Raw genomic sequence first — 18,039 nt, forward strand, 5'->3', positions numbered from 1 at the left:
ACATACCGTCTATCGATACAGAAAAGGGGAGAACATCCAGAGATGTTCTCCCCTTTCTTATTTGGGGTGCTGATGCGGGATACTTCGTTTATCGCGGCAAGGCGGCCCGGTTATCCCTGAACCAGCTATCCCTGATCCAGTCACCCCTGATAGAGATAGAGGTGCAGCCGCTCGATGATGGGCTCGCCGCCAATCTTGCGATCTCGCCGAGCCTGTCGGCTCTTGGGGGGATAGTTGCCCAGATGGGTGACCGCGGGCGGGGTATCCGAGCAGAGCAGCAGAGGCAGGCTCGCCTTGATCTGCTGCTTGCGCGGGGTGCGCTCCAGCCAGAGCAGGTTGATCATCGGGTGGGTCTTGACCGGGCGGCGGATCCGCAGCTCGGCATCAGCGGGCAGACGGCGAATGTCGTACACCTCCTGATCCACCATCTTGCTCCACTCCTCGTTGTTGGAGAGGGCCGGTATGTAGCGGCGGCTGCGCTCCAGCATCTCAAGCACCTGTTCGCGACTGAGGCGATTGATGGTCTGCTTATCAGCCCAGGTAAAGCCGAGGGATTGCAGCTCCCCCGCCAACAGGGTCAGCTTGCGGTAGACCTGCAGGGTGATCACCCCGGGCAGAGCGGTATGTACCAGCTCGAACTTCTCGTCACGTCCCCCCGCCTGCTGCACCAGCGCCTTGAAATCGAGCTTGTGCTGGTTGATTTGGTCGATCAGCGGTTGCAGCAAGGGGGCTGCGGCGGCAGGAAAGCGCAACCAGCCGGGCAGCCGATGAGTCGCCTTGGTGGAGCAGCCGGGACGGGCGCTGTGGTCCCGATAAGCGGCGAGGGTGGCCGCCAGCGCGGCTTCACCGTTGAGATAGCCCACCTCAATTTGTTCGATCGGGTCGTGTTCTTCCCCCTGTGGCACCGGGGGGAGGGGATAGACATGGGCCTCCTGCAGATCGAGTTGGCCAAGCAGATCGGCCAGCTGGTTGAGAGAGGCTTCTATGGCGGCCATCTGTTGACGCAGGGCGGCGGTCGGGGTAAAGGTATCCATCGATGATCCTGTGGTCTGACCCACTGTTGACGACATCAGGTATGACATCGCTGCGGGTAGCAAAACTACTGTATAAATAAACATACCAGCATGCGGTTGGAGTGCCAAGAGGCACTTTGGGGAGGGGGCAATGTGCGCCTCTGAATGGGGATGCGGTGCTGGTTTTATTTATGTTTCATTGTGTTAAATAAAGATCACTGCAAGATCATTAAATTAACAACCATGTGTAACTCCGCTGTTGCCAGCTGTTCACACCTTGTCCATCCCTGCATATGTAAAGCAGTAAAATGCATATATAGATGGGTGCCATGCAGCACAATATGCTGTGCGACTCTGCTGGCCAACCGTTAAAATAATTATTTGTTTAAAATCAAAGCGTTAAAATTAAATCCTGCTGTTTTTAGACATTAGATTTACTAATGTAACGTATCAAAATTCGTCAATTGAGTCGGCCCTGCTCCCTGACTAAGCTTTGCGCATCAAATAAAGCTCAGTGCGTAAACAAATATTCAGAGGAGCCACATCATGGCCAACATGACTTATACCGAAACCGGTTACCAGCATTCCAGCCAATTGAATCTGGTTGCTCGCGTTAAAATGACCGTTCTGACCTGGCTGGAGCGCAGCCGCAGCCGTCGCCAGCTCTCCGAGCTGCCCGAGTACCTGCTCAAAGACATCGGCCTGAACGAAGCTGACCGTTATCAAGAGACCACCAAGCCGTTCTGGCGTGGTTGATCAGCCGGGCATGGATGCCTTGTTTTTCTGCTGAGTCGTTTGCTGTTCTGCCCCGTGGCGCCCGGCCGCCAAGTCTGTCATTGTCTGTTTTATATCCCCCGTTTTCCCCCTGTTATTTGTTGGTCCTTTTTCCTCTCCTCTTTATTCCACATTGCTACTGCCATTGCTGTCGTCGTTCGATTGTTATCATACTTGTATCGTTAATGTTTGAATTTGTTTAAAAAACGATTTTAAGCCGCGATGCCTTGCGTATAATCCGGCCATAGTATTCCAGCGCAAGAGGGTGAGACGGATGATTCCCCAGCACGATTTTTTGACCTTGACCCGCAGCCGTGAGTGGCAGCTTGAGCCCTTTGAATTTGCCCTGCCCGATGGTGCGCGGGTCAGCGTCTGGGATACGGGCGTGCTCTGTCTGGAGCCTGCCAGTGGCGCGGGCGACCAGCCGGGAGGACGCAAGGATATCGTCCTCTCCTGCGGCATCCACGGCAACGAGACCGCTCCCATCGAGATCTGCAACCAGCTTCTGAGTCGTCTGCTCTCAGGCGAGCTGAGCGCCCGTCATCGGGTGCTGTTCCTGTTTGGCAATCCGGCTGCGATGAATCTGGGGCTGCGGGAGGTGGAGGAGAACATGAACCGGCTCTTCTCCGGAGCACACAGCAAGGGGGAGGGGCTCTGCAATCGGGAGCGGATCCGCGCCATGCGCCTTGAGCAGTATGTGAGCCGCTTCTTTGCCGATCCGGCTCGTCCCCGTTACCACTACGACCTGCACACCGCCATTCGCGGTTCGCGCCACGAGAAGTTTGCCGTCTACCCCTTCCCCCACGAGCGGCCTCACTGCCGCGAGCAGGTGCAGTTCCTCGGCGCCTGCGGGGTGCGTACTATTCTGCTCTCCGCCAGCCCGACCACGACCTTCAGCTACTATAGCTCCCGCCAGCATGGCGCCCATGCCTTCACGGTGGAGCTGGGCAAGGTACGCCCGTTTGGCGAGAACGACATGACCCGCTTTATCGAAACCCGTCAGGCGCTGCAGGAGCTGGTCACTCAGGATGAAGTGGCACTGGAGCCGTGGCGGGCGGATGATTTCACCCTGTTTGCCATCGATCGGGTGATCACCAAAAAATCGGCGGACTTTCGCTTCCTGTTCGCCAGCGATGTCGACAACTTCACCGAATTCCCCCAAGGGTTCGTGCTGGCCGAGGATGGCGAGCTGCGCTACACGGTCGAGAAGCCGCGTGAGGCGGTGGTCTTCCCCAATGCCAATGTGGCGATCGGCCAGCGCACCGTGCTGATGGTGGTGCCGACAAGGCTCTGGGAATAGCGGTGATAGCTTTGCCTGCAGAGCGGTGATGCATCCGCAGGCGGCGCCAAGCCATTGTTTTAGTCGGTGGCTCAGACACAGCAGCGGTTAGCCGCAGTAATAAAAAACGGGGCCAGTCAGATGACTGGCCCCGTTTTTTATCGGGTTCAAGCGGTGAGGCTTAGCTGTTGTTCTTCACAAACAGGGTCAGCTCCTGACCGGGCTTGAGGTAATCCCCTTTATCCAGCTGGTTCCAGCGCATCACATCGTTGATGGCCACCTGGAAGCGAGCCGCGATGGAGGAGATGGAGTCGCCACGGCGAACCTGATACACCATCGATTTGTCGCTCTTCTTCCCTTGCTTGGGATAGACCACCAGCTGCATGCCTGGCTTCAGGGCCGACTTGGCGTTCAGACCATTCCACCTGGCGAGCTCTTCGTGGGAGACACCGTGCGCCTGGCTGATGCTCCACAGGTTGTCACCCGAGCGCACCTTGTAACTGACCTTGGCCTTCTGGCTGCTGCCACGGTTGGCCAGCTGCTGCGGGGCAGTACTTGCCTTGCTGCTCACGGCATGGCCGCTGGTCGGAATGACCAGACGCTGACCGCGACGCAGGCTGTTGCCACGCAGATTGTTGGCCAGTTTCAGCTCGCTCACGCTGACGCCGTGATTCTGGGCGATGCGTGACAGGGTGTCGCCACTGGTGACCTGATAGGAGCGGGTACGGATACGCTCGCTCTTGGGCAGGTCGGCCAGTGCCAGCTCCAGGGTATCGGCATACTCTACCGGTACCAGCAGGCGGTAAGGGCCACGGGGCGACATCACGCCACGGCTCAGGGCAGGATTGACCTCCTTGAGCTGCGAGGTGCGCAGACCGGCCAGTTGGGCGGCCACATTCAGATCGATCTGGCTGCCAGTCTCCACCACTCGCAGCTTCGGCTCGTTGGCGAGCACCGGCAACTGGATATTGTACTTGTCCGCATTGCTGATCATGTCAGCCATGGCGAGGATCTTGGGCACATACATCCGGGTTTCGCGCGGCAGATCGAGCGACCAGTAGTCGGTCGGCTTGCCTGCGCGCTGGTTACGCTGGATGGCGTTGCGCACCCGTCCTTCACCGGCATTGTAAGCGGCCAGCGTCTGCAGCCAGTCACCGTCAAAGAAGCGGTTCAGGTATTCCAGATAGTCGAGCGCCGCATTGGTGGAGGCCAGCACATCGCGCCGTCCGTCATACCAGTTGTCGTGGCGCAGACCGAAGTTTCTGCCTGTCGCTGGCACAAACTGCCAGAGTCCGACGGCATTGCTGCGGGATCGGGCATGGGGATCAAACATGCTCTCGATCATCGGGACAGTAATAAGCTCCATTGGCAGCTCACGCCGTTCAATCTCCTCTACCATCAGATAGAGGTAGGGTTCAGCCCGGCTGGCAATGGTCGCCAGATGCTTATCATTGCGCAACAGCCACTCACGTTGCTGGCGGATGGGCGGATTGTCCGGAGTTTCCAGTTGCATATCATCGCTGATACGCACCCACAGATTGTCCGTATCTTCCATTTCGTCCAGCTGTTCATCGCCAAACAGGAAATGGGAAGAGTGTTTTTTATGCGCTTTTTTCTTGACCTGGGGGGACTTGATCGGCTCGATTGCCGTTAGCGCCCGGTCATCCTGATGGCTCAGGTTTTGGCAGCCGCTGAGCAACAGCGCTGCCAATAAGGCCGTTCGTACCTTCATCTCGTTCCGGTCATTTTTAGGAAAAACAGCCCGCATCATAAGGGGCAATGGCCCCCTGATCAAGGTTTGTTCAAAAAACGTCCTTCCACTGACGCAGGATGGTGAAGGTATCTACCGGATTTTCCACGCATTTTAGTCCATGTTTTTCAGCAGAAAATTTCACTGAATCCTGTTCGCAGCGCAGAAAAATGTTGAAAGTGCGTTCGTCACCCAGCCGGGTTGGCAGGCTTGGCAGCCCTTGTTGCCGTAGTTTGCTGATCAGCCCGATCTGGCGGCGGATCGCCGGGTTGTCCGGCTCGACCGCATAAGCAAAACGCAGGTTTGAGAGGGTGTACTCGTGGGCACAATAAATGAGTGTCTCATCGGGCAGGGCGGCGAGTCGTTGCAGCGAGTGGTACATCTGCTCCGGCGTCCCTTCAAACAGGCGGCCACAACCGGCCGAGAAGAGGGTATCGCCACAAAACAGCATGCCGTTGCCGTGGTAGGCGATGTGGCCGCGAGTGTGCCCGGGCACATGGATCACCTCGAGGGCGAGGCCGTGCCAGTTGATCTGATCGCCATCTTCCAGCCACTGACCGTGGTGATCCGGCATCGGGTCAAGTTTGGGGCCATAGAGCCGGGCGTGGGGGAAGTGGGCAAGCAGGTCGGTGACGCCCCCGACATGGTCGTGATGGTGATGGGTCAGCAGGATGGCATCGAGCACCAGCCCCATTGCCTCGAGCCGCTCCAGCACGGGGGCCGCATCGCCCGGATCGACCACCAGGCAGTGATTTTCGTGGCGGATCAACCAGATGTAGTTGTCATTAAAGGCTGGAACTGTGATCACTGGATACATGAGTCTGCTTCTCTTTAGGGAGGGTATCTTATATAACAGGATGGCGTTCGAAACCCCGAGTTGAGCCCTATTATGCAGGTGGCACGTACCGAACAACAAATCGAGATCCCGACCAGCTGGTCTGCATTGCCTATGGGGGACTGGGTGGCGGCCGAGATCCAGGATCGGCTCGACAACTGGTGTCCCAATCTGTTTGGGTATCATCTGCTGAAAATTGGCGCTCTGAGCGCTGAACTCTCCTGCAAACGCTCCTCCATTCGTCACCAGATCGGGGTCGCCCCCGGCGGGCGGCTGCTCGACATGTATGGCGATCCCCTCGATCTGCCGGTGCGGACCGGCAGCGTCGATGCCTGCCTGCTGGCCCACTGCCTCGATTTCTCTGCCGATCCTCATCAGGTGTTGCGCGAAGCCGAAAGGGTGCTGACCGACGATGGCTGGCTGATCATCAGTGGTTATAACCCCATGAGTCTGGTCGGGATCGGTCACTGTGTGCCGTTCTTGCGGCGCAGAATGCCTTGGTCAGCACGGATGTTCACCCCGGGGCGGGTGACGGACTGGTTGCATCTGCTGGGATGCGAGGTGATGTTCGACGAGCGTTTCGGTTACTCGTTTATGGGAAAACAGAGCTGGCACAGTTGGTGGCGGGAGAGTATCGGGCGGGATTATTGCAGGGCATTTGCATCGGTATACGTGATTGCGGCCCGTAAACGGCGCTTTCCACTGATCCCGGTGCGGCGGCGCTGGCAACTGCCAAAGTCCCTCGCTACACCGGGAATGGCCCGTCAGGGCTGGTAGCCGGTATCCTCGGCCAGATCCTTGCCGCAGGCGGCCTCTCTGGCCAGCTCGTCGCACCGTTCGTTCTCCGGGTGGCCGGAGTGACCCTTCACCCAGAGCCACTCAATCTGGTGGCGACCCACTTCCGCATCCAGCTCCTTCCAGAGATCGACGTTTTTGACCGGTTGCCGGTTGGCGGTCATCCACCCTTTCTTCTTCCAGCCGATGATCCACTGGGTGATCCCCTGGCGGACATACTGGCTGTCGGTGGTGAGGCGAACCTTGCACGGTTCGTTGAGGGTGCGCAGCCCCATGATGGCGGCCATCAGCTCCATCCGGTTATTGGTGGTCAACCTGAATCCGGCGGAAATCTCTTTGCGGTGCTTGCCGTAGACCATGACGGCCCCGTAACCACCCGGGCCCGGATTGCCGAGGCAGGAGCCGTCGGTATAGACATCAATCTGTTTTAACATGAGCAATCAATCTGTTTTAACATGAGGCTTGGGGTAAACTAGCGAGTAATTAAAGCCGAAGTTTGACATAGATTGGATCATGAACACACCCCAACTGAATCGCCAGATCATTCTGGATACTGAAACCACAGGTATGAATACGGCGGGTGGCCCTGTCTATCTGGGGCACCGCATTATCGAAATCGGCTGTGTGGAGGTGATCAACCGCAAGCTGACCGGTAACCACTATCACGTCTATATCAAGCCGATCGTCTGGTCGACCCGGAAGCGATCCAGGTGCACGGTATCACCGACGAGTTTCTGCGTGACAAACCGTCGTTCAGCCAGATTGCCGACGAATTCCTCGAGTTCATCCGCGGCGCCGAACTGATCGCCCACAACGCGCCGTTTGACGTGAGCTTCATGGACTACGAGTTCAGCAAGCTCGGACTCAACTTCAAGACGGCGGATATCTGCACCATCACAGATACCCTGGCGATGGCGCGGGATCTATTCCCCGGCAAGCGCAACAACCTGGATGTGCTCTGCGATCGTTACGGTATCGACAACTCCCACCGTACCCTGCACGGGGCTTTGCTCGATGCGGAGATCCTGGCGGACGTCTACCTGCTGATGACCGGCGGCCAGACCAAACTCAATCTGGCCACCGAGAGCAACGAAAACGAAAGCAATCAGGACACCAGTATTCGCCGGTTGGAGAGCAACCGACCTGCCCTCAAGGTGGTGCGTGCCAGCACCGAGGTTCAGGCCCTGCACGAGGCGAGACTGGATCTGGTACAGAAGAAGGGAGGAAGTTGTCTGTGGCGGCAATGAGCAAGTGGTGTGCCGGCCTGCTGCTGTTGCTCTCGCTGGGGGCGACGGCGACCGAAGTGTTTGCTCCCTCCGACATCCCGCTGCTGGATAACCGCTTTCGCATCGATTATGGGGTTAAGGAGATAACCTTCATTATCAAGCGCAAGCCAGGCACTCCGTCCGTGATCCTGGTTCGCCCCGATGGCAGCAAGCTTTACGTGGGCAAGGTCAAACCCGCAGATGTGGGTTGGCTGGCGCTGCCGGAGCATGATCTCATTACCCTGCGCAATCCCATGCCGGGCCCCTGGCAGGCGATTGGCGAGGTGGATCCCGACAACCGGGTGCGCATTCTCTCCGATATCCGGCTCGATATTGCCGCCCTGCCGATGCAGCTCTATCAGGGGGAGGTGGTCAAGCTCAAGGCGTGGTTGCTGATCAATGGTCAGCAGCCGAAATAAATACTATCTCTCTGACCTTGGCATGACCGTCAAGCTGCAATCGTTCAGCGATGCCGATAAGAAAGAGGTCGTGCTGGATCAAGTACTTGGCCACTATCGCGATGATGGCAAGGGGCTCGACGAAGTGCCGGGTGATGGCATCATGACGGCGGAAGTGACGCTGCAGGATATTCCCGGTGGCAAGTACCGCGCCATGTTCAGCACGGGCAATCAGGTGTTTGTCCGTGCCCGTTATCAGGATGTGCTGCTTTACCCCTATCCGTTCAGCTATAACTTGTCGCCGCCTTCGGATGAGCTGGGTGCCAAGCTCTCACTGCTAATCGACCGTGATGAGCTGGATCCCGCCTCTGTGGTGGTCAAGGGGAGTGTGACCAGCAATGTGGGCGGCCTCTACGAGTTCAGCGAGACTGCCAGCGACCCCAAGCTTGATATCGATCTTTCCAACATCAAGGAGGTCGGTCAGCATGAGGTGAAAGCAACCCTCTATGGCACCACTCGCCTCGGCCGTGAGCTGAAAATCGAGTTGCCGGTGAAAACCTTCAATGTCTTCCCGCCACCGCCGCCTCCTGTAGAGGTGGTGTCGGCCGCCGCACCGGCCTCCAGTGCTGAGGCGACCCATCAAGCCCCGGCAGAGGAGGAAATGGGCTGGCTGATCTGGGCATTGGCGGGTGGTGGTGTGCTGCTGGCGGTATTGGGTGGGGTCGGGTTTGTGGTGATACAAAAACGGCGTGCCCTGAAGCGTGCTCTGGCCGCTGCGCAGGCCGAGAATCAGCAAGCCGGACAACCTGCCGCCAAGCTGGATCTCAATCTGCCAGAGCAGTAACCCTCGTACTGAAGTGGCGTGATGCCAGAGATAAAAAACCGCCCTGATAAGCAGGGCGGTTTTTTTTAGTTCATAAACAGAACAAGCTGGCTATCAGTGTTCGCCGATATAGACATCCTTGTTCTGCTCGCGGATCTCGAGGAACTTGTCCAGATTGGCCATCATCAGCTCGACCAGCTGGGGGTCGAAATGCTGCCCCTTCTCCTCTTCAATCAGGGCCAGCACCTTGTCCAGCGGCCACGCCTTCTTGTAGCAGCGATCCGAACCCAGGGCATCGAACACGTCAGCCAGCGCCACAATCCGCCCCTCCAGCGGAATATCCGTCCCTTTCAGACCGCGGGGATAGCCACTGCCATTCCACTTCTCATGGTGATTGCCAGCGATGGTGGCACCAATCTGGAACAGCGCCAGATCGCTGCCGGAGAGCATATCCTGCCCAAGCTGGGCGTGGGTTTTCATGATCTCCCACTCCTCCGCTGTCAGCTTGCCCGGCTTGTGCAAGATGGCATCGGGAATTCCCACCTTGCCAATATCATGGAGCGGTGAGGCACGTTTCACCAGCTCGCTCTGCTCTTCGCTCATGCCCATCAGGTGGCAGAACTGTTCGGTATAAAGCGCGACCCGTTTGACGTGCAGTCCTGACTCTTTTGAACGGGTTTCGACCAGTTCGCCGATGCGATAGATGATCTCCCGCTGGTTGTCGGCGATCACCTCATTGAGCCGGATATTCTCCAGCGCCACTATGATGTTTTCGGTAAACAGGGTCAGCAGACTGGTATCGATCTGGCTGAGCTGGCGGGTGGTCTCGATGTGGAACAGCAGGTGGTGGCGCGGATTCTGACAGTAGAGCACCATCTGCGTGGCGTTATAGACGTTGCTGCGCTTGCTCATGGCCTGGCGCAGGATCTCCGGCGCGTCCGTGAGGAGCATGGCTGGATGGCCGGGGAGCAGGGGCTCCAATACTTGATCCTTCACCTCATAGGCGTATTGCTTGACGTCGTATATCTGGGTTTCCCCCAGATGGAGCAGGGCGCTGAGCTGCTCCTGGGCGCCTTCGACAAACTGGCGCAGGGCCCGTTTCTCAAAGATCCCCTTGGAGGCTTCGATGACTTTTTCCAGCCCCTGACGGTTACTCTCCAGGGTGCGGATATCCCGATATGAGCGCAGGCTGGCCCGCAGCAGGGTGCGCAGCTTCTGGGAGGTGAGCTCGGTTTTATCCTTGTAGTCGTTGATGTCGTAGTTGGTGACCACGTCATCTTCCGGCGCCTGGCCGGGTTGGCCGGTACGCAACACGATGCGTACCATCTTGTTTTGCAGATCTTCACGGACGTATTTGACGACATCGAGGCCGGCGTGGTCGACCTCCATCACCACGTCCAGCAGCAACAGAGCAACGTCCGGGGTGGTGGCCAGCAACTCTTTGGCCTGTGCCGCGGAATAGGCATGCAGAAAATCGATGGGGCGATTGTCAAACTCGAATTTGTTCAAGGTGATCTTGGTGATGCGATGCACTTCAGGCTCATCGTCAACAATCATCACCTTCCAGCCCGCTTGCTGTGCGTCGGGGAGGGAGAGATCGTCATCATCAATAATCAGGATCTGGTCATCCATCATACAATCCTGTTTGGCATCCTGTGCTTACATTAACTGCTTCACTAAGGATAGGAAACTTTGGGAAATAAAATTTGATCTCGAAAAACTATGGTCGAAATAAGCAAATGGAACCCTTTGTGACTGTGGCGTTGTCCGGCTGCTTTCTTTGCCCAATCATGGAGCTAGCGTGCATAAAGCCTATGTCTGGATTGGGGTGTGTATGCCAGTGGTTGGGGATGTTTGAATCCAGCTTGTAGCTATTAGACGAGAAGTAATCTTATTTGATAGTAATTCCTATTTGCGTGTAGCATGGGCGACACACTCAACGAGGAGCCCCATCGTGTCCCCATCTCTGCCTCCCAATCGCCCCCGTCTGCTGACTGTCAAAGCCATTACCCAGATCACCCCCCATTTGCGTCGCATCACCTTTGGTGGCAGCGAGTTGGCTGACTATCCCTTTACCTGTGGTGGGGCCCATATCAAGGTGATGCTGGCCCAGCCCCATCAGGTAGAGCCGGTGCTGCCTGCCATGACCCCGAGCGGCCCGCGCTGGAGTGACCCGGCTGACAAGCCGGTGATCCGCACCTACACCATCCGCGCATTTCGCCGTGATGAGCAGGAAATTGATATCGACTTCGTGCTGCACGGTGACGGCGGGCCCGCCAGCGCCTTTGCCACCCATGCCAAGCCGGGAGAGAAGGTGATCCTCTCCGGGCCGGGTGGTCCCAACCCCATGCTGAAACCGGCCGATCACTACTGTCTGGTGGGGGATCTCACCGCCTTGCCCGCCATCATGGCGATGTGTGAGGTGATGCCTGCCGAGGCCAGAGGGGAAATTGCGATTCTGGTGCCGGATCAGGCCGATGCTCAGCCGTTGACGCTGCCGGTCGGGGTGCGCTGTCACTGGTTTGTCGGCGAGCCCGAGTCCAGCGGCCTGTTGGAGCATGTGATTGCTCTGCCGCTGGTGCGCGATGGTGGCTTCTTCTGGCTGGGTGGGGAAGAGGCGCTGGTGCTGCCGCTGCGCCGCCATTTTCGGTCTGTGCTCGAGGTGGATCGCCAGTCGCTCTACGCCGTGCCGTACTGGCGTCGGGGCAAGAGTGAAGAGGCCTATCACCAGACCCGTCACGATGTGATGGATAATTAAGCGGATGCGAAAGAATACCTGATTCACTCTTGCAAATAAAAATGATTTGCATTTAGTATTGCGCCGTCCCGATGTCAGTCGGTACGGCGCTTTTGTTATTGATGGCTGCGAGTGGCATAGCACAACGCAGGGCCTGCCGTAATGCACTGATGTTTGGGGTGATGGGGCATGGACGACTGTTCATGCCAATGAACTCCATCACTTTGCACCGGGTCTGGCGAGGTCAGACAGGGATGTCGGTGGTGTTGGCCTTGGTTGTTTTATGTGGAGTGTTGATGATGCGTACATCATCCCGACGATTTGCAGTGCATCCGCTGGTGTTGTCCCTTTTTGCCCTGCCAGTTCTGGCCCAAGGGACTGCGCCTGTCACCGCTCATGAAACTATGGTGGTGACGGCGAGTAAAACCCGGCACAGCGAGCTGACCGCCCCGGCCAGCGTCTCTGTGGTGACCCGGGCCGAGCTCGACAAGCTCAATGTCAATGATCTGACCGGCGCTCTGAAACAGTTGCCGGGGGTCAATATCAGCCCTGCGACCAGCTACGGCCGCAGCGAGATCAAGTTGCGCGGGCTGGAGGGGGATTACACCCTGTTGCTGGTGAATGGCCGGCGTATCAGCTCCCGCGATGCTCTTACCTCCGGTTATGGCAATGATTTCGATCTCTCCGCCATCCCCATGGCGGCCATCGAGCGTATCGAAGTGATCCGTGGCCCCATCTCCTCCCTCTACGGTGCCGATGCGCTGGGTGGGGTGGTCAATGTCATCTTGCGCCAACCCGGGGAGAAGACTGAAGCGGCGGCCACCTATACCTTCAGTGACCCCACCGACGGTCACGGAGGGGATATCAACAAGGCGAGTGCCTATGTGGGCGGGGCGCTGATCGACAACAAGCTGCTGGCCAACCTGGTGGTGGAAGGGAACCACAGGGATGCCTGGCAGAGCGAGCAGAGCATCAACCCCAAGGCCGATGCCATCGAGCAGCGTGAAAAGCTGGGGATCCTCTCCAACGTCAAATGGTTGATCGATGATCGTCAGGATCTGGATGTAGGGATGAACTACGCCAAAGACGATCGCGAGGCCCACTGGAACAACTACGGCCAGACGCCGCGCAACATCCAGCAGATGGAACGACTGGGACTCAACGCCACCCACGTCGGCCGTTGGGATCAGTTCGACAGCCGGGTCGGCTATGCCTTCGAGCAGGTTGACCTGTTTGACGACTCCGAACTGATGACGGCGCTGAGCAAGACCAGCGGCGATGTGAGCCAGACCAACCACACCTTCGATGGCCAGCTGAGCGGTAATCTGGGCAGCCACCTGCTGACCAGCGGTGCCGAGTACCGCATCACCGAACTCAAGCATAACGTCAACCTCAAGGGGGGCGATGTCAGCGTCAACCAGAGCGCGCTCTATCTGCAGGATGAGTTTGGCTTTGGCGATCTGGCGTTGACCCTGAGTGGCCGGGTCGATCACCACGAGACCTATGGCACCGAGTTCAGCCCCCGTGGTTATGCCCTCTACAGCCTGACGGACAACTGGGTGGTCAAGGGCGGGATTGGCAAGGCGTTCAAGGCGCCGACTATTGCCCAGTCCAACCCGGATTATGCGGTAACCGCCTGTCGCGGTCGCTGCGCCGTGGTGGGCAACCCGGATCTGAAACCGGAAACCGCCGTCAGCTACGAGCTGGGCACCGCCTATGATGGTTCGTTCTGGGGCGCCGGGGTTACCGCCTTCCACAACGATATCAAGGACAAGATCCAGAGCGAGGCATGGACCTCCACCTGGCGTCCGGGGGTGATGACCTATCAGAACGTCAGCAAGGCCCGCATCAAGGGGGTGGAGCTGAGTGGTTGGTTTGATATTACCGATGCCCTGACCCTCTCCAGCAACGTCACCCTGATCGACGGGGAAGACAAGACCAGCGGCAAGGATCTCTATCGGACGCCGGAGCATACCGCCAACGCCAAGCTGGAGTGGCAGGTCATCGAGAGCCTGAGTACCCAGCTCGGCTGGAACTACACCGGCAGCCAGATCCTTCCGGTTCCGCGCATGAGCGGCACCACCTATGAGACCACCGCCGCATTCCACACCCTGGATGTCGGGGCAGTCTGGAACGCCACTCGGGCACTGGATCTGAAGTTCGGGCTCAACAACCTGACCAATACCAAGCGTGACTGGGTTGCCACCGAGGCCGATCAAATTCTCGACGGGCGTACTGTCTATGCCGGTGTGGCCTACAAGCTGTAACGGTTGAACGGGAGCCCGCATTGGCGGGCTTCCGTTGTTGCCACGGTATCACCTCGGGTGACGGCTTTTATTTCAATTACATGTATGTCAACAACATGCGCATTGCCACCATAAGGAGTTAAAGGGTGTTTAGAGACCAGACCTCGCTGTTCTGGCTGGGATTGTTCCTCCTGTTCATACTGCTTTCTCTTTCGCTCGCCACCGGTGCGGGCGTCTATGGTGCCCGCGAGGTGTTCGGCTACCTGATGGGTGACGCGCCTTGGGCGAGTGACGAGAAGCTCGCCATGGTGCTCAATACCTTGCGACTGCCGCGCACCCTCTGCGCCATGGTGGTCGGCGCCTCTTTATCTCTGGCTGCCTCCTTGCTGCAGAGCGCGACCCGCAATCCGCTGGCGGAGCCCGGCCTGCTCGGGGTCAACGCCGGGGCCGTCTTTGCGCTGGTGGTGGGGCTTACCTGGTTCGGGGTGGAGTCCGCCTACGGCTATCTGCTTTGGGCCGGACTCGGCGCGCTGCTCGGCAACGTGATTGTGCTGGGGCTCGGCATGATGATTGGTCGCTCCAACCCCCTCAAGCTCATTCTGGTCGGGGTGGCGCTCTCCGCCACCTTCGGCGGTCTCTCCAGCTTTCTGCTGCTCTCCAACAAGATGGTGCTGGAGCAGTACCGCTTTTGGAACCTCGGCTCCCTGTCGGCGGCCAATCTCGATGCCATCATCGCCGTGCTGCCCTTCGTGCTGGCGGCGTTTGTCATCACCCTGCTGCTCTGTCGACAGCTGACCCTGATGCAGATGGGGGACAGTCAGGCCCAGGCGCTGGGGATCCGCCCAAACCGGGTGCGAATTGGCGTGCTGCTGGCCGCCACCCTGTTTACCGCCAGTGCCATCGCTATCGCCGGCCCCATCGGCTTTGTCGGCTTTCTGGCCGCCTACTGTGGCCGACTGGTGGAACCGGTGAAGCTATCGGTGCAGGTCTGTTTCTCCGCCCTGTTCGGCATGCTGTTTCTGCTGTTGGCCGACATTCTGGCGCGCTGGCTGATCCAGCCGTTCGAGCTGCCCAACGGGGTCATTCTGGCCCTGATCGGTGCACCTGTACTGATCGCCATCGTTCACCGCGGGGGCTTTCGTACCCTGCTGACCGTCAAGTGAGGGGCTGATGCGTACACCTACCGATATGCTCTGCCTGCGGGCCGGCAACCGCTCTTTGCTGATCCATCTGCCGAGCTGGCGCTGGCTGGCGCTGCTCGCCATGGCGCTGCTGGCGCTGGGTCTGCTGGCCCTGAGCGTTGGCGGCGGCAAGCTCGGCTTTGCCGGGGTGGTCAACACTCTGCTGGGGGAGGGGACGCGGCTTGAGCAGCTCACCCTGTTCAAGATCCGGCTGCCGCGCATCCTTGGGGTGATGGTGGCGGGGGCGGCCATGGGGCTCTCCGGCTGTCTGGTGCAGACTCTGGTGCGCAACCGGCTGGCTACTCCCGACATGGTGGGGGTCAACAACGGCGCCTCTCTGGCCATCATCGTCTTCTCCCTCTACCTGACGGTGGGCAGCTGGCCCTGGTGGGCGGCCCCCATCGGCGCTATCTTCGCGGCGCTGGTGCTCTATGCCCTCTGCCGCAAACCGGGTGAGCAGGGCTATCTGTTCGTGGTGATAGGTATCGGTCTCTCCGAACTGTTCGAGGCGCTCGGCCAGTTTGTGATGTCCACTCAGGCCTTGCTGCATTTGAGCTCTCTCTATCTGTGGAATATGGGCAGCTTTATCGCCGTGGGTTACAGCACCATCACCCCTATCGCCATCCTGTTGCTGGTGCTCTGCCCGTGGATCGTCTATCTCTCCCGCGCGCTGGCGGTGCTGCGCTTTGGCCCCGAGATGGCCAGAGGGCTTGGCGTCAACGGCGATCGGGTACAACTGGGCATTCTGGCCCAGGCCATTCTGGTGGCGGCGCTCGGCACCGCCATCGGCGGCCCCGTGGTCTTTATCGCCATGGCGGCCCCCATTCTTGCCTCCTGGCTGGTGAAAGACCGGGTGGTGCCGCTCTGGCTGGCGGCGCTTAGCGGCGCCCTGCTGCTGCTTGCCAGCGATACCTTGGTCCGGGTGCTGGCCAGCCCTCACGAGGTGGCGACCGGCATCATGACCCGCATTCTCGGCGGCCTGTTGCTGCTGTTTCTTCTTGTTAACGATCGCCAGAGGGCTGACTGATGACGCTCACCGTAAATCGCCTCCACTTCGCCTATCAGCAGACGCCCATCCTGCGGGATATCTCCTTCAGCGTGCCGAGAGGCAAGCTGGTGGGGATCGTCGGCCCCAACGGCTGCGGCAAATCGACCCTGCTCAAGCTGTTATCCGGCCAGATGAAAGCCCAACGCGGCGAGATCCTGCTCAAAGGCAAGCCGCTTGCCAGCTACCCCATGAAGGCGCTGGCGCGGGAGCTCGCCTATCTGCCCCAGCGACCGACCCTGCCTGCCGGCATTCTGGTGGAGCAGTTGGTGCAGTATGGCCGTCACCCCCATCAGGGCTGGTTCAATCAGTGGGGCGAGGAGGATGCCCGCATAGTGCGCAGCGCCTGCGAGCGGATGCAGCTTGAAAGCATCTGGCAGCAGAGCGCCGCGTCTCTCTCCGGTGGGCAGGCGCAGCGGGTGTGGCTGGCGATGATCCTGGCACAGGACAGCGACATGGTGCTGCTCGACGAGCCTACCAGTGCCCTCGATATCGGTCACCAGACCGAGGTGATGGAGGCGATCCATCGCATCACCGCCGAAGGCAAAACCGTGCTGCTGGTGATCCACGATCTGGCGATGGCGGCCCGCTACTGTGACGAGTTGATCGCCATCGGCGAGGGGACCATTGCCGCCATGGGCCCGGCCCGGGAGGTGGTGACCAAGGATCTAATCGACCGGCTCTACCAGACCAGTGTCGACATTCTGCATGCCCCCGGCGATGGGGCGCCCATTATCGTGCCCCGTCGTCACGAACATGGCCGTTCCCTGCGTTCGGTGAGTTGAGTCATATGGGCCTGCTCTGTTGGCCCGCCGAGTGTATTTACGCGGCCGATTATCCGGGCCGTGCAACGAGAAGGAGTGAGATGATGAAGCGTTTTGCCGCCCTGGCAGCAGCCATCCTGATGCTGGCCGCGCCGCTGGTTCAGGCGCAGGAGATGCGTGAAGTGACCGATGCGTTTGGCCAGAAGGTGCAGGTGCCAGTCCAGCCAACGCGGGTGGTGGTGCTGAGCGAGCTCGAACTCGACAGCACCCTGACCCTGGGGCTGACCCCCATCGGCGCCGTCAATGGCCGTGGTCAACCCACCTTGCCCCGCTATTTGCTGAACAAGGCGGGCATGGGGATCCAGGTGATCGGTGATCTCGACAGCCCCAATCTGGAGTCGCTGATTGCGCTGGAGCCCGACCTTATCCTGACCGGCCAGACCCGTCCCGAGCTGCTGACCTTGCTGGGGGAGATCGCGCCGACCGTGGTGACCAGCAAGTGGGGTGAGCCTTGGCAGGATAGCTTCCGCCGCACAGCTCACACCCTCAACCGCGACCAGCAAGCTAATACTTTCTTGCTGCAGTATGCCGAGCGGTTGACTCAGGCTCGCAGCAAGCTGGCCAAGCATCAGGGGGAGAGCATCAGCATAGTGCGCTGGAACCCCAAGGGGCCGAGCTTTATGTATCAGGGCACCTTTGCCAGCAGCGTAGTGGAGTCGATGGGGCTGGTGCGTCCGAGCAAACAACAGGGGACTGGCGCGCCCCACTCACCGGCGCTGAGTCTGGAGTCCCTCAACCTGCTGGATGCTGACTGGCTGGTGGTCGGCACCCTGAGCGCCAGCGGTGATGCGGTGGATGCCATGCGTCAAGCGGAGCAGACCCCGGCGTTCCAGCAGTTGCCGGTGATCAAGGCCAAGCGCTTTGGCGCCGTGGACGGGTCGCTCTGGACCTCCAGCGGCGGCCCGCAGGCGGCCCTCAAGGTGATCGAGGATGTGGAGCAGTTGCTGGCAACCCGCAGCTGAGTGCTATCGCGCGCCAGAGGTTGACCACACGAACAGGTTGATCAAAAGAAGAGGGAGGCTGATGCCTCCCTCTTGCGTTGTCACTGTCTATCGTGACCTCTTCGGCGAGCCA

14 protein-coding genes and 2 pseudogenes are annotated in these 18,039 nt (G+C 59.2%); 11 read left to right on the forward strand and 5 right to left on the reverse strand.

Annotated features, from left to right (window positions below):
- Positions 1–140: 140 nt before the first annotated feature.
- Positions 141–1,034, reverse strand: a complete 894-nt coding sequence (locus ACTG19_RS20525) for a DNA replication terminus site-binding protein (protein ID WP_201989088.1) — start codon at positions 1,032–1,034, stop codon at positions 141–143.
- Between the two features lie 525 nt (positions 1,035–1,559).
- Between ACTG19_RS20525 and ACTG19_RS20530 the strand changes: the two genes are divergently transcribed.
- Both ACTG19_RS20530 and astE read left to right on the forward strand, forming a co-directional pair.
- A complete protein-coding gene (locus ACTG19_RS20530; protein WP_005337823.1) occupies positions 1,560–1,769 on the forward strand; it encodes a DUF1127 domain-containing protein in 210 nt (69 codons plus the stop codon).
- Positions 1,770–2,061: 292 nt separating this feature from the next.
- On the forward strand, positions 2,062–3,087 hold the full coding sequence (gene astE / locus ACTG19_RS20535; RefSeq protein ID WP_201989090.1) for a succinylglutamate desuccinylase: 1,026 nt from the start codon (positions 2,062–2,064) through the stop codon (positions 3,085–3,087).
- A 160-nt stretch (positions 3,088–3,247) separates the two neighbouring features.
- Here the strand turns inward: astE and ACTG19_RS20540 are convergent, their stop codons facing one another.
- Together ACTG19_RS20540 and gloB are read right to left on the reverse strand one after the other, a co-directional pair.
- The gene (locus tag ACTG19_RS20540; protein ID WP_439989514.1) at positions 3,248–4,798 is read right to left on the reverse strand and encodes a LysM peptidoglycan-binding domain-containing protein; all 1,551 of its coding nucleotides are present in this window, start codon (positions 4,796–4,798) and stop codon (positions 3,248–3,250) included.
- 70 nt (positions 4,799–4,868) lie between these two features.
- Positions 4,869–5,633: a hydroxyacylglutathione hydrolase gene (gene gloB, locus ACTG19_RS20545; protein WP_139741345.1), complete on the reverse strand. Its 765-nt coding sequence runs from the start codon at positions 5,631–5,633 to the stop codon at positions 4,869–4,871.
- A 72-nt stretch (positions 5,634–5,705) separates the two neighbouring features.
- Here gloB and ACTG19_RS20550 point away from each other — a divergent pair, with 72 nt between their 5' ends.
- Entirely contained in the window at positions 5,706–6,428 is a 723-nt protein-coding gene (locus ACTG19_RS20550; RefSeq protein WP_005361718.1) for a methyltransferase domain-containing protein, read from the forward strand.
- Here ACTG19_RS20550 and rnhA read toward each other — a convergent pair.
- Positions 6,416–6,880, reverse strand: coding sequence for a ribonuclease HI (rnhA, locus tag ACTG19_RS20555; protein WP_021231230.1), 465 nt, complete (start codon positions 6,878–6,880; stop codon positions 6,416–6,418). The two genes, ACTG19_RS20550 and rnhA, sit on opposite strands and share 13 nt — an antisense overlap.
- Before the next feature lie 79 nt (positions 6,881–6,959).
- On the opposite strand from rnhA, the pseudogene dnaQ reads away from it, so the two are divergent.
- Positions 6,960–7,693 (forward strand): annotated as a pseudogene (gene dnaQ / locus ACTG19_RS20560) (DNA polymerase III subunit epsilon).
- Positions 7,690–8,953: pseudogene (locus ACTG19_RS20565) on the forward strand (TIGR03503 family protein). Before dnaQ ends, ACTG19_RS20565 begins: the two co-directional pseudogenes overlap by 4 nt.
- Positions 8,954–9,046: 93 nt before the next feature.
- Here the strand turns inward: ACTG19_RS20565 and ACTG19_RS20570 are convergent.
- Positions 9,047–10,564, reverse strand: a complete 1,518-nt coding sequence (locus ACTG19_RS20570) for an HD domain-containing phosphohydrolase (protein WP_113739176.1) — start codon at positions 10,562–10,564, stop codon at positions 9,047–9,049.
- A 322-nt stretch (positions 10,565–10,886) separates the two neighbouring features.
- Between ACTG19_RS20570 and ACTG19_RS20575 the strand changes: the two genes are divergently transcribed.
- The 6 genes from ACTG19_RS20575 (at position 10,887) to ACTG19_RS20600 (ending at position 17,927) form a co-directional block, all read left to right on the forward strand.
- Positions 10,887–11,690 carry a siderophore-interacting protein gene (locus ACTG19_RS20575; protein WP_113739177.1) on the forward strand — a complete coding sequence of 268 codons (804 nt, stop codon included), beginning with the start codon at positions 10,887–10,889 and terminating at the stop codon, positions 11,688–11,690.
- Between the two features lie 278 nt (positions 11,691–11,968).
- Positions 11,969–13,936, forward strand: a complete 1,968-nt coding sequence (locus ACTG19_RS20580; RefSeq protein ID WP_113739345.1) for a TonB-dependent receptor domain-containing protein — start codon at positions 11,969–11,971, stop codon at positions 13,934–13,936.
- Between the two features lie 125 nt (positions 13,937–14,061).
- Positions 14,062–15,078: a FecCD family ABC transporter permease gene (locus ACTG19_RS20585; protein WP_047439191.1), complete on the forward strand. Its 1,017-nt coding sequence runs from the start codon at positions 14,062–14,064 to the stop codon at positions 15,076–15,078.
- Between the two features lie 7 nt (positions 15,079–15,085).
- On the forward strand, positions 15,086–16,123 hold the full coding sequence (locus ACTG19_RS20590) for a FecCD family ABC transporter permease (RefSeq protein ID WP_421285816.1): 1,038 nt from the start codon (positions 15,086–15,088) through the stop codon (positions 16,121–16,123).
- Positions 16,123–16,926, forward strand: coding sequence for an ABC transporter ATP-binding protein (locus tag ACTG19_RS20595; RefSeq protein WP_421285818.1), 804 nt, complete (start codon positions 16,123–16,125; stop codon positions 16,924–16,926). The genes ACTG19_RS20590 and ACTG19_RS20595 overlap by 1 nt, the downstream gene beginning before the upstream one ends.
- An 83-nt stretch (positions 16,927–17,009) precedes the next feature.
- Positions 17,010–17,927 (forward strand): ABC transporter substrate-binding protein, encoded by a 918-nt coding sequence (locus ACTG19_RS20600; protein ID WP_139439917.1) that lies wholly within the window; start codon positions 17,010–17,012, stop codon positions 17,925–17,927.
- Positions 17,928–18,039: the final 112 nt, after the last annotated feature.

Source organism: Aeromonas sp. 3P (genome assembly GCF_051919745.1).
Lineage (GTDB): Bacteria > Pseudomonadota > Gammaproteobacteria > Enterobacterales > Aeromonadaceae > Aeromonas > Aeromonas veronii.

Bases quoted from the DNA above. Each gene is read 5' to 3' on its own strand.
- ACTG19_RS20580 (WP_113739345.1), top strand. From the start codon at position 11,969: ATGCGTACATCATCCCGACGATTTGCAGTGCATCCGCTGGTGTTGTCC.
- ACTG19_RS20550 (WP_005361718.1), top strand. From the start codon at position 5,706: ATGCAGGTGGCACGTACCGAACAACAAATCGAGATCCCGACCAGCTGG.
- ACTG19_RS20540 (WP_439989514.1), bottom strand. From the start codon at position 4,798: ATGAAGGTACGAACGGCCTTATTGGCAGCGCTGTTGCTCAGCGGCTGC.
- astE (WP_201989090.1), top strand. From the start codon at position 2,062: ATGATTCCCCAGCACGATTTTTTGACCTTGACCCGCAGCCGTGAGTGG.
- ACTG19_RS20590 (WP_421285816.1), top strand. From the start codon at position 15,086: ATGCGTACACCTACCGATATGCTCTGCCTGCGGGCCGGCAACCGCTCT.
- ACTG19_RS20600 (WP_139439917.1), top strand. From the start codon at position 17,010: ATGAAGCGTTTTGCCGCCCTGGCAGCAGCCATCCTGATGCTGGCCGCG.
- ACTG19_RS20595 (WP_421285818.1), top strand. From the start codon at position 16,123: ATGACGCTCACCGTAAATCGCCTCCACTTCGCCTATCAGCAGACGCCC.
- ACTG19_RS20530 (WP_005337823.1), top strand. From the start codon at position 1,560: ATGGCCAACATGACTTATACCGAAACCGGTTACCAGCATTCCAGCCAA.
- ACTG19_RS20570 (WP_113739176.1), bottom strand. From the start codon at position 10,564: ATGGATGACCAGATCCTGATTATTGATGATGACGATCTCTCCCTCCCC.
- rnhA (WP_021231230.1), bottom strand. From the start codon at position 6,880: ATGTTAAAACAGATTGATGTCTATACCGACGGCTCCTGCCTCGGCAAT.
- gloB (WP_139741345.1), bottom strand. From the start codon at position 5,633: ATGTATCCAGTGATCACAGTTCCAGCCTTTAATGACAACTACATCTGG.
- ACTG19_RS20525 (WP_201989088.1), bottom strand. From the start codon at position 1,034: ATGGATACCTTTACCCCGACCGCCGCCCTGCGTCAACAGATGGCCGCC.